Genomic DNA, 10,323 nt, shown 5'->3' with positions numbered 1-10,323 from the left:
GGTCGGCGGTGCGCGATGCGTGGTCGTTGATCGATCCGGCGAAATCCATGACGTACCTCTTGTGTGACGGGAAAGGGGGGCTGGGGGCGACGACTGGTGCGTCAGGAACTCGCGGTCGCCGGTGAGGAGGAAGCCGGCTCCAGGCGGACACAGCAGTGGCCGGGGCTGGGCGCCAGGCAGGCGTGGAGACTGCTGTCGTCGAGCCCTTCGAGGACGCCGGTGAGCAGGTGGAGGTTCATGCCGCACACCGTCTGGGTGTGTTCGCGGGCGAGCGCGTGGAAGGGGCAGTTGCCCAGCGCGATCGCTTCACCGTCATGGCGAGGCTCGAACCCGTACCGCTCCAGAAGGTCGAACACGCCTGTGCCGCCCTTCCCGGCGAGCTGGGCGCCGAGGTGGTGGGCCTTCCGGTGCAGGACGGCGCGGACCGGTTCGCCCGTGGCCTCGGATTCCTCCATGGCCTGGGCGAGGAGCCGTCCGGCCAGCTCGTAGTGCCGCTCGGGCAGGCTGACGGTGACCTGCTTGGCGGAGCGCTTGTAGAGCTTGGCCGGCCTGCCCGCTCCCGGGCCGGTGCGGCCGCTGCGCCGTTCGTAGACGACGTCGAGGAGTGATTCGCCGGCCAGCCGGTCCAGGTGGAAGGCCGCGGTCTGGCGCGCAAGTCCGAGAGCGGCGGCGGCTTCGTCCCGGCTGACCGGTCCTGGCTGGCGCACGACGTGGTCGTACAGCCGCCTGCGGGTCGGCTCGTCGAGGGCGGCGACGGCGGAGACGTCCGGGCGGGGTGCTTCCTTCGGTGCTTCTTTCGGGTGGTCCACGAACACCAGTGTAAAACCCACAGCCATTGACTAAAGAAGCCTTCCGCGCTTCTATCGATAGTGAGAGTTGTCGATAGAAGGAACGGTGCGTCATGACGTCCGCAACCAAAACCACCCCGTCCGTCGCGCCCCGGCGGGCCGTGCTCAGCGACCCCGGCTACCAGGCGTTCGCCATCCTGCGCGTCGGGTTCACCGTGGCGCCGATCCTGTTCGGGCTGGACAAGTTCGCCAACCTGCTCGTGGACTGGCCCGCCTACCTCGCGCCGTGGATCGACGACGTGGTGCCCGGCAGCGCCCAGGCGGCCATGTACGCCGTCGGCGTCGTCGAGATCGTCGCCGGCCTCGCCGTCGCTCTCGCCCCGCGCTTCGGGGGCTGGCTGGTGGCCGGATGGCTGGCCGGCATCATCGTCAACCTGCTGACCATCCCGGGGTACTACGACATCGCGCTGCGCGACTTCGGCCTCCTGCTCGGCGCGGTCGCCCTCGCCCGGCTCGCCCGGCGCTACCACGGCGAACGCCGGCCGCACTGACACGGTGGCGCGCACGGGGGAAGGCGGGTGAGCCGTCGTCCGGCTCACCCGCCTCACCCGCGCCCGATCCCCGGCCGGGTCAGGTGCGCCCGGACGGCTGCCGGGATGGCGTGCGGTCGTGGAGCCGGATCGCGACGGGGGCGGCGGTGAGGACGGAGGAGTACGTACCGACCACGAGGCCGATGAGCAGGGCCAGGGCGAAGTCGGTGAGCGAGGAACCGCCGAGCACGGCGAGAGCGGTGAGGATGAACGCGGCACCGATGCCGGTGTTCACGGTCCGGGGCAGGGTCTGCACGATGGCCTGGTCGGTGATGTCCGGCAGCGGGACCCCGGGGGTCTGGTGGGTGAGTTCCCTGACGCGGTCGAAGAGGACCACCGAGTCGTTGACCGAGTAGCCGATGACGGTGAGCAGGGCCGCCAGGAACACCCCGTCGACGGGCCTGCCGAGCCAGGCGAAGACGCCGACGAGGATCACCACGTCGTGGGCGAGGGCGACGACCGCAGCCGTGCCGAACACCCACCGGAAGCGTGCCGCGAGGTAGACGAACTGGGCGCCGAGGGCCACGGCGAGCGCGATCAGGGCGCCCCGGCGCAGTTCCTCGCCCAGGCTGGGCCCGATCAGTTCGTCGCGGACCTTGTCCGCCCGCCCCGCGAGATCCCGCACGGTACCGGTGACCTCGGTCTCCTCGGCGTTGGTCAGCGGATCCGTGCGCACCGTCAGGCCGGTTTCGCCGGAGGACTGCACGACGGCCCGGGGGAATCCGGCGTCGGCGAGGGCGGTGCGGACCCGGTCGGGTTCGACGGGGCCGGCGGTGGCGTACTCGATCAGGCGGCCACCGGTGAACTCCACACCGAGGTCGATGCCGCGCACCGCGATGCCCGAGCCGGCCAGGACCAGCGCGGCGGCCGACACGGCCATCCAGTGACGTGGCCTGCGCATCAGCCGGGGGTCGCGGCGGGTGAGGCGGTCGCGGACGGCACCGGTGGTGGCGATGCCGGTGAGGCGCGGGCGGCGGCGTACCCGGGGACGGCTCACGGCGACCTCGGCGAGCACGCGGGTGATCACCAGGGCGCTGAACATGGAGGCGAGCACACCGATGCCCAGGGTGACGCCGAAGCCCCGCACCGGCCCGGAGGCGAGGAAGGACAGCAGGCCGGCCGCGATCAGCGTGGTGATGTTGGAGTCGGCGATCGCGCTGAAGGCGTTGCGGAATCCGGCCGCCAGCGCCGAGCGTGTACTGGGCCGGCGGCGGGCCGTGTACTCCTCGCGGGCCCGTTCGAAGACCAGCACATTGGCGTCCACGGCCATGCCGATCGCCAGGACGAAACCGGCCAGGCCCGGCAGGGTCAGGGTGGCGCCGAGCGCGGCCAGCGCGGCGTACGAGACGAGGCCGTAGCAGGCCAGGCCGACAGCGGCCAGCACACCCATCAGCCGGTAGACGCCGATGATGAACAGCGAGGTCAGCGCGGTGCCGATGGCCGCCGCCCAGGCGCTCGCGGTGATGGCCTGCGCCCCGAGGGTCGGGCCGACGGTGCGCTGCTCCACGGTCTCGACGGGAACGGGCAGGGCCCCGCCGTTGACGAGCAGGGAGAGTTCGCGGGCCTCCTCCGGGCCGAAGGAGCCCGTGATCTGTGTGGCGCCGTCGCGGATGCCGGTCCGGCAGGCGACGGACGGGTCGACCTGCGGAGAGGAGATGACCTTGTCGTCGAGGACGATGGCCACCCGCCGCGCCGGGTCGCCCGCCGGGTGACAGGCGGCCTCGCCGGTCAGCCGGGCCCAGCCGTTCCGGCCGTCGCCCTCGAAGTCGACGGTGACGTGCCATCCGGCGCCGCCCTGCTGGTCGAACCGGGCGGCGGCCTCCTTGACGTCCTCGCCGGTCAGGGCCGCGGCACCGAGGCGCAGCGGCGTGCCGGACTCGTCGGGCAGGACATGTTCCCGGGGGCGCTTCGGCAGCGGCCGGGAGGCGTCGTCGGTGCTGTCGGCGATGCCGAGCACCGGGTGGAAGGTGAGCTGCGCGGTACGGCCCAGGACGTCGGCCGCCCGCTTCGGGTCCTGCACACCGGGCAGTTCGACGATGATCCGGTTGTCGCCGGAGCGGACGAGGGTGGGTTCGGCGACGCCGAGCCCGTCGATACGGCCGCGCAGCACCTCCAGGGTGCGGTCGGTGGCCTCACTGTCGGCGTCGGTGGTCGGGGTGGAGCGGGTTTGCAGCACGAGTTGCGTACCGCCGCGCAGGTCGAGTCCGAGGCGGACCGGCACGGTGACGGCGATGTACAGGGAGAGGGCGATCACGGCGAGGGCGAGCAGCGCCCTCACGCGCACGGAACGGTTCAACAGGGGCCTCCGGCAGGCGCACCTCGGCCACGCGGCGTGGCCGAGGTGCTGTCGAGGAGAGGGAAAGGGGGTGTCAGATGCCGGAGGTCGTCGGGGGCGCTCGCCCACGGTCATGGGGTGCGTGAGGATCCGAGGAGGGGATGTGCACGGCCGGCGCCGGGAGCAGCCGCGCGACGCCGGGCGGGGTGGCGTCCGTGCCGGGGGCGCAGGCGGCAAGGTGACCGCGCGGGGCGGGATGCTCGCTGTGCGACTGCGACTCCGGGCGGGTTGCCGCCCGGACGGAGCAGACGGTGCCGCATCCGTCGTCGGCGCGTGGCCCATTGGCGTCTGGCCCGTTGACACAGACGGAGTCGCATCCATCGTCGGCGCGTGGCCCATCGGTGTCTGGCCCGTTGACACAGACGGAGTCGCACCCGTCGTCGGCACGCGGCCCGTCGGCACAGACGGTGCCGCATCCACCGCCGGCACGCGGCCCATCGGCACAAACGGTGCCGCATCCACCGCCGGCACGCGGCCCATCGGCACAAACGGTGCCGCATCCACCGCCGGCACGCGGCCCGGTGTCCCCGTGACGGTCGGCCCCTGCCACCGCGCCGGCCACCGGCTTGCCCGTCGCACCGGGCGGCGGGCCGGCGATGCCGAGCGCGGCCAGCAACACCAGCACGACGGCCGCCAGTACCGCGACGCGGCGCCGGGCGCTGCCGGTACCGGGGACGGTGCGCGCAGTGCGGTGCATGCACCGTCCCCCTTTCATCGGCGTGTGCTGCGGTGCGGGCGTACGGTTCAGGCTTCGATCAGGCCGGCGCGGATGGCGTACCGGGTGAGTTCCAGGCGGTCACGCAGCCCGAGCTTCTGCAGCAGGTTGGCGCGGTGCCGCTGGACGGTCTTGACGCTGATGAACAGCAGGTCGGCGATCTCCTTGGACGAGTGCCCCTCGGCCACCAGCTTGAGGACCTCCTCCTCGCGGGGGGTGAGGATCTGGTCGGGCGTCTCCTCGCCGTGGCGGGCCCGGTCGAGGTAGTTGCGGATCAGGGCGGTGACCGCGCCCGGATACAGGAAGGGCTCGTCCCGCATCGCGGCCCGGCAGGCGGCGATCAGGTCCCGGTCGGCGACGGACTTCAGTACGTACCCGTTCGCGCCGGCCTTCAGGGCCTGGAAGAAGTACTGCTCGTTGTCGTGCATCGTCAGCATCATGATCCGCAGGCCCGGCTTGAGGGCGGCCAGTTCACGGGCGGCCTGCAGGCCGGTCAGACGCGGCATGGCGATGTCCAGCACGGCGAGGTCGACTTCGCGGGCGCGGGCCATCTCGATGGCCTCGGCGCCGTCCCCGGCCTCGGCGACCACTTCCAGGTCCGGTTCCCGGTCGAGGATGAGCCGCACGCCGCGGCGCACCAGCGCATGGTCGTCGGCGAGCAGGATGCGGATCGTGCTCGTCCCCGTCGTGGCGGTCGTGGTCGCTTCGGGCATGGTCAGGGCTGCTTCCTGGATACGGGCGCGGTGAGCTGGACCCGGGTGCCGGTGTCGGGTGCCGGGGTGATGTCGAGGCTGCCGCCGATGAGCAGGGCCCGCTCGCGCATGCCGCGGATGCCGGCGCCTTCCCTGGGGGCCTCGACGCCGCAGCCGTCGTCGGTGACGGCCAGCACCACGTGGTCGTCGGTGTGACGCAGGGCGACGGTGACCTGTGTGGCGTCCGCGTGCCGGGCGACGTTGGTCATCGACTCCTGGGCGACGCGGTAGAGGACCAGTTCCGTCCCCGGCTCCAGGACCGGCAGGTCGGCATCGAAACGGCGGGTGACCTGCAACCCGGTGTGGGTGGCGAAGTCCTCGGTGAGCGAGGTCAGCGCGCTGACCAGGCCCAGGTCGTCCAGCACTCCGGGCCGGAGCCTGCGCGCCAGGCGGCGGACCTCGTCGAGGCTCTCCCGGGTGATCTCCTGCACGTCGTGCAACTGCTCGCGCAGCGCCGGCGGTGCCTCGTCCGAGGCGCGCTTGAGTTCCAGCAGGATCGCGGTCATGCTCTGGCCGACCTCGTCGTGGAGCTCCTGGGCGATGCGACGACGTTCGGCCTCCTGGGCCAGCAGGGCGCGGGCACTGCTGGTGGCCCTTTCGTGCTCCAACCGCTCCAGCATGGCGTTGAATGTACGGATCACCTCGGTGACCTCGCCGCCGCCGGAAGCGGGCAGGCGCTGGCCCGGACGCAGCAGGTCCACCGTGGTCATCAGCTTCGTGAGCCGGCCCAGCGGGGCCAGGCCGAGCCGCAGCAGCGCGGCGTTGGCGACCAGCATGACGACCAGTCCTCCGACGAGGATGATCGCCTCGGTGAGCAGAACCGGCACGGAGACGGTCACGGGCGCCCACAGCAACAGGGCCGTGGCCGTGCCCAGCACCACGGCGTTGAGGGCGAAGATCCGCCAGAACAGGGACACCGGCCCTCCGCCTCTCTTCCGGAAAACCTCGGTTCACCTCCGTCATCGGGCCGCGCGCGGCCCGACCGCGTTCACGATCCCTGGGTGCTGGACCGATCCTGCGGCCAGCCTGCCCCGTCCCCGAGCGCCCCGTCGATGGGGCCCAGCCCCCATTTCCCCGGTCGAGCACCACCCACAGCACGGTCCCATGGGTCCCCCGACCCGGCGTAAATGAGCCTCGCGCCCGATAGGTATCCGCCACCTGCCCGGCCAGGGTGGAAGACACCCCATCACCCTGGCCGAGAAAGGGACCGACCATGTCGCTCGATGTCACCGGGGCCGAGCTCCACTTTCACGAGGCCCGTCTCCACGAGGCCCGTCAGCGCCTGGAACACGCCCGCACCTCACGGCTGGCGCAGTTGCAGGCCCTCGACGAGACCGGACCCAGCACGGAGGACAACCTGTCGGCCGTCCAGAAGACCGCGATGGAGCGGGTCCTCAAAGAGATCGAGGCGGCGTTCGCCCGCATCGAGGACGGCACCTACGGAACCTGTCTGGGCTGCGCCAAACCCGTCCCCCCGGAACGCCTGGAGATCCTCCCCTACACCCGCTACTGCGTCGCCTGCCAGCGCCGCGCCGCCTGACCGACGCCCGTACCGACCTCCTACGCCCTGCCTCAAAGGGGTGACGTGGTGACCGACCAGACCATCGGCGAGAGCACGACCCACCTGTCGGCCGAAGACCTCGCCGCGCTGCGCGAGAACCTGCACGAGCAGCGCTTGTTCCGCCAAGAGCAACTGCGCCAGCTCGCCGGACCCACCACCTCCCGTGCGGAGGACCGGCTCCAGCGGCAGACCGCCGCGCAGATGGAGGTCCGCATTAAGCTCGCCGCCTCCGCCCGCATGGTGCTCGCCGACGTCGAAGCGGCCCTGACCCGCATGAAGGAGGGCTCTTACGGCATCTGCCACCTGTGCCGGCGCCCCGTCGACCGGCAACGGCTGATGATCGTGCCGCAGGCCCGCTACTGCGCCCGCTGCCAGCAGGTCAAGGAGGCGATCCCATGACCGGCACGCACCACCTGCCCGCCCCCGCTGACCGCCGACGCCGTGCAGGTCGGCATCCTCCTGGTCGGTGGGGGCGCGCCCTGCGTCCACTCACCCATCACTCCGGGTCAGAGGGTCATGAAGGGAGAGTGCTCGCTGAGCAGTAGCTTGCGCAGTGCCGAGCGGACGCGCGACAGAACTCGGCGACGTAGAGATGCAGGCGCAGACATGGCTCCCCCGACAGCGGTAAGGTACGCCCAGTCGCGTACCTCTGGGTAAGGTACGCAACGAGACGTACCTTGTCGAGGGGCGGAGTGATGGCGGCAGGCGAGTTGGCCCACCCTCGTGCCGAGGAGTTGGAGGTGGGGCCCATCCTTCTGGCACTGGCTGATGGGAACCGGCGTCGGGTCGTGGCCGAACTGGCCGAACGGCCGGACGAAGAGCGGCTGTGCGCTTCCTTCGACCTGCCGGTGAGCAAGTCCAGTCGCACCCGTCACTGGCGAGTACTGCGCGAAGCAGGGCTCGTGTACCAGCGCGACGCCGGGAATGGGCTGTACATGCGCCTCCGCAAGGAGGACTTGGACCGCAGATTCCCGGGCCTCATCCAGGCCGTCATAGCTGCGGACCAGGTGTATTGACCTGTACTGGCCTGAAGCGCTGTCCACTGCCGGTGAGCGGGGCTTGCGCGTGCCTCGCTAGGCGGAGGAGGCGGCTCGGTCGGACTCGCTGCGAAGCACGCAGAACTCGTTGCCCTCGGGGTCGGCAAGGACTGCCGCCATCGGGACTGCGGTGATCCGCGACGAACGTGGCACCGAGGCCCAGCAGCCGTTCCACCTCCTGCTCACGCGAGGTCTCGGGGCGCAGGCACAGATGGATCCGGTTCTTGATCTTCTTGGACTCGGGCACCTGGTTGAAGTACAGCACCGGGCCCTCCGCCAGCAGCACCTGGGTCTCCCGGGCACCCGGCTTGTCCTCCGGATGCAGCGGACGGCCAGTCACCCTGCTCCAGAACCGGGCCAGCGCGTAGGCATCCACACAGTGGATCGCAACGTTCTGCAGTACCGAAACCATGCGCCCGAGCCTTTCTCACTTCCATTCCGGACGCCACCGAGTTGTGCTCGTCGTGCGCCACGAGACAACACTGGGCCGTCGGCGCTACTTGAGATACGCGGCGAGCGGAAGGTTCTGGCGGCGCACGTCACCGGCGACGAGGGCGGCGATCCGCTGCGCGCCGTAGGTATCGAAGTGGGTGCGGTCGTCGCAGAAGAAGGCTCCGACGGGACCCGACCCGAAGTCCCCGTTGTGCGGGCAGAAGCGCAGGCTGTTGTAGAGCGAGACACTCAGCGTCTGAAGGTCGACGACCGGCGCTCCGGCGGCGGATCCGGCGGCGAAGGTCTCGTTGACGAAGCCGCGGTTCTTGGTCGCCGTGGATCCGGAACAGGTGATGGCGGCCACCGGGGTGAGCAGCACCGGGTGGGCTCCGCGGGCCAGGGCGGCCTTCACCATCATGGTCATCAGCTGCTGGTACCGGGCCGGGCCGACGTGCCGGGGGCAGGTCGAGGAGGAGTCGTTGATGCCGAACTGGATGAAGAGGTAGTCGCCCGCCTTCATCCCGGTGCTCGCGTTCAGCATCCCCTGCCAGCGTGACGAGTAGGTACTGGACGTGAGACGGCACTCGCCGTCCGAACCCTTCGTACCGCTCACATTCCCCTCGTACAGCCAGGTCTGGATGCTGCGGCCTCCCACAGCCTGATTCCTGACGGTCACGTCACCGTTGAACAGGGCGTCGAACTGGCTGCCCCAGCCGACCGGGCAACGGCCGCCGCTCGGGTTGGCCATGGTGGAGTCACCGGCCAGCCACACGGTGACCGGTGCGGCCGCCGCACGCACGGCCGGGGCCGCGGCACCGGAGGCGCCCACACAGTGCCCCGCGGTGCTGTCGGCCGCCGAGGCGGCACGAAGTCCGAGGCCCGACAAGGCGATCAGCAGTGCGGTGGTGAGCAGTACGCGGAATCTGTTCATCGGGTTCCCCCAGGGAAAGGCGCCGCCGAGCTGCCGGTCAGCGCAGATTGCCGTGCAGGGGCAGGTTCTGTTCCCTGATGCTCTGGAGCACCAGCTCGCCGATCCGGGTCGCGCCGTACTGCGAGAAGTGGGTGTTGTCCGTGACGCCGTCGACGGAGGAGCGCAGGAAGAGCTGTGTGGAGGCTGACGGGCCGAGGGACTCCACCAGCGCCTTGCTCTTGGCGGTCAGGTCGATCACCGGCACCCCCTGCGCCGCACCGACCGCACGCATCTCGGCGGGCAGGTTCGCGCCGACGCCGTTGACGTGCAGTGCCGTGGGCGTGAGCCGGTTGCCGTCGAACAGCCGGCGGACCGGTGGTGTCACCAGGACCGGGACGCCGCCCTTGGCGCGGACCCGCGAGATCATGGTCGTGAGATTGTTCCGGTAGGCCGCCGCGCTGGTCTGCTTGTCGTTGTGGCCGAACTGAATGAACACCGGGTCGTTCGCCTTCACCTTCGCCAGCAGCGCCGGGAAGAGCGTCGAGTTGCTCAGGAAACTTCCTGAACTCTCCCCGGAATCCGCATAGTTGGCGATGGCCGCGCCGGGCCGCACGGCCGGCGTGATCATCTGGCCCCATCCGGTGTACGGGGCGACCGGCTGGTCGCACACGGTGGAGTCGCCGGCCAGATAAGCGGCCAGCGGCTGGGACGCCGGCTTCACCGAGACGGCCGAGACCTGCGGGCTGGATCCCGTGAAGCGGATGTCCAGACCGGGGTTCCCGGTGCCGCCCTGGCCGGTCGGCTGCCCCTCCGGCTGGCGCACGTTGATGGTGAACGAGTACGTGACGACGGCCCCGGCCGCCGTTCTCGTGGCCGGAAGCATCAGACGCCGGGCCTCGGCCCACATCTCGGTCTGCCCGGCGGTGGCACCGCCGATGGAGACCGTCACGTCGTAGTGGCCCGGCGCGACTCCGTAACGACAGGTGATCGGTGAGGTGCCGGAACAACCGGCCGGCAGAGCCTGCGGCGCGGCGCCCGCGGTGTCGGCCGCGCCTGCGCCGGCCAACGCCGCCAGGGTCAGCAGGCCCACCGTTGCTGAGTGAAGCCGTCCATGAGGCATGATCGACATGCTGGTCGCTCCTCTCCGCCCGCCGACCATGCATGGGGCGTCGCGGCCGACGGGCAGCGGGTTGTGGGGGGCGG

10 protein-coding genes and 1 pseudogene are annotated in these 10,323 nt (G+C 71.0%); 4 read left to right on the top strand and 7 right to left on the bottom strand.

Going from position 1 to position 10,323, the window contains the following annotated elements:
* Window positions 1-101: 101 nt before the first annotated feature.
* Complete coding sequence (locus tag CA983_RS33765) at window positions 102-815, bottom strand: helix-turn-helix transcriptional regulator (RefSeq protein ID WP_086604590.1); 714 nt, start codon at window positions 813-815, stop codon at window positions 102-104.
* An 86-nt stretch (window positions 816-901) separates the two neighbouring features.
* Here CA983_RS33765 and CA983_RS33760 point away from each other — a divergent pair, with 86 nt between their 5' ends.
* Entirely contained in the window at window positions 902-1,339 is a 438-nt protein-coding gene (locus CA983_RS33760; protein WP_086604589.1) for a DoxX family membrane protein, read from the top strand.
* 79 nt (window positions 1,340-1,418) lie between these two features.
* On the opposite strand, the gene secD is transcribed toward CA983_RS33760, so the two are convergent.
* The 3 genes from secD to CA983_RS33745 all read right to left on the bottom strand — a co-directional run bounded on the left by secD (window position 1,419) and on the right by CA983_RS33745 (window position 6,097).
* Complete coding sequence (secD, locus tag CA983_RS33755) at window positions 1,419-3,674, bottom strand: protein translocase subunit SecD (protein ID WP_086604588.1); 2,256 nt, start codon at window positions 3,672-3,674, stop codon at window positions 1,419-1,421.
* 783 nt (window positions 3,675-4,457) lie between these two features.
* Window positions 4,458-5,141, bottom strand: coding sequence for a response regulator (locus tag CA983_RS33750; RefSeq protein WP_059414152.1), 684 nt, complete (start codon window positions 5,139-5,141; stop codon window positions 4,458-4,460).
* 2 nt (window positions 5,142-5,143) lie between these two features.
* Complete coding sequence (locus CA983_RS33745) at window positions 5,144-6,097, bottom strand: HAMP domain-containing sensor histidine kinase (protein ID WP_086604587.1); 954 nt, start codon at window positions 6,095-6,097, stop codon at window positions 5,144-5,146.
* A 296-nt stretch (window positions 6,098-6,393) separates the two neighbouring features.
* Between CA983_RS33745 and CA983_RS33740 the strand changes: the two genes are divergently transcribed.
* The 3 genes from CA983_RS33740 (at window position 6,394) to CA983_RS33730 (ending at window position 7,757) form a co-directional block, all read left to right on the top strand.
* Window positions 6,394-6,720: a TraR/DksA family transcriptional regulator gene (locus tag CA983_RS33740; RefSeq protein ID WP_086604586.1), complete on the top strand. Its 327-nt coding sequence runs from the start codon at window positions 6,394-6,396 to the stop codon at window positions 6,718-6,720.
* A 45-nt stretch (window positions 6,721-6,765) separates the two neighbouring features.
* Complete coding sequence (locus CA983_RS33735) at window positions 6,766-7,140, top strand: TraR/DksA family transcriptional regulator (RefSeq protein WP_086604585.1); 375 nt, start codon at window positions 6,766-6,768, stop codon at window positions 7,138-7,140.
* Window positions 7,141-7,436: 296 nt separating this feature from the next.
* Window positions 7,437-7,757 carry an ArsR/SmtB family transcription factor gene (locus tag CA983_RS33730; RefSeq protein ID WP_086604584.1) on the top strand — a complete coding sequence of 107 codons (321 nt, stop codon included), beginning with the start codon at window positions 7,437-7,439 and terminating at the stop codon, window positions 7,755-7,757.
* A gap of 57 nt (window positions 7,758-7,814) precedes the next feature.
* On the opposite strand, the pseudogene CA983_RS33725 reads toward CA983_RS33730, so the two are convergent.
* From CA983_RS33725 to CA983_RS33715, 3 genes and pseudogenes are all read right to left on the bottom strand, one after another.
* A pseudogene (locus tag CA983_RS33725) lies at window positions 7,815-8,190 on the bottom strand (VOC family protein).
* An 84-nt stretch (window positions 8,191-8,274) separates the two neighbouring features.
* A complete protein-coding gene (locus tag CA983_RS33720; protein WP_086604583.1) occupies window positions 8,275-9,141 on the bottom strand; it encodes a GDSL-type esterase/lipase family protein in 867 nt (288 codons plus the stop codon).
* A gap of 37 nt (window positions 9,142-9,178) precedes the next feature.
* Window positions 9,179-10,210, bottom strand: coding sequence for a rhamnogalacturonan acetylesterase (locus CA983_RS33715; protein WP_086604582.1), 1,032 nt, complete (start codon window positions 10,208-10,210; stop codon window positions 9,179-9,181).
* Window positions 10,211-10,323 lie beyond the last annotated feature (113 nt).

The organism is Streptomyces swartbergensis (genome assembly GCF_002148965.1).
Taxonomy (GTDB): Bacteria; Actinomycetota; Actinomycetes; order Streptomycetales; family Streptomycetaceae; genus Streptomyces; species Streptomyces swartbergensis.
This window is presented reverse-complemented; position numbering and strand designations above follow the sequence as displayed.

Bases quoted from the DNA above. Each gene is read 5' to 3' on its own strand.
- CA983_RS33750 (WP_059414152.1), bottom strand. From the start codon at position 5,141: ATGCCCGAAGCGACCACGACCGCCACGACGGGGACGAGCACGATCCGC.
- CA983_RS33730 (WP_086604584.1), top strand. From the start codon at position 7,437: ATGGCGGCAGGCGAGTTGGCCCACCCTCGTGCCGAGGAGTTGGAGGTG.
- CA983_RS33720 (WP_086604583.1), bottom strand. From the start codon at position 9,141: ATGAACAGATTCCGCGTACTGCTCACCACCGCACTGCTGATCGCCTTG.
- CA983_RS33740 (WP_086604586.1), top strand. From the start codon at position 6,394: ATGTCGCTCGATGTCACCGGGGCCGAGCTCCACTTTCACGAGGCCCGT.
- CA983_RS33760 (WP_086604589.1), top strand. From the start codon at position 902: ATGACGTCCGCAACCAAAACCACCCCGTCCGTCGCGCCCCGGCGGGCC.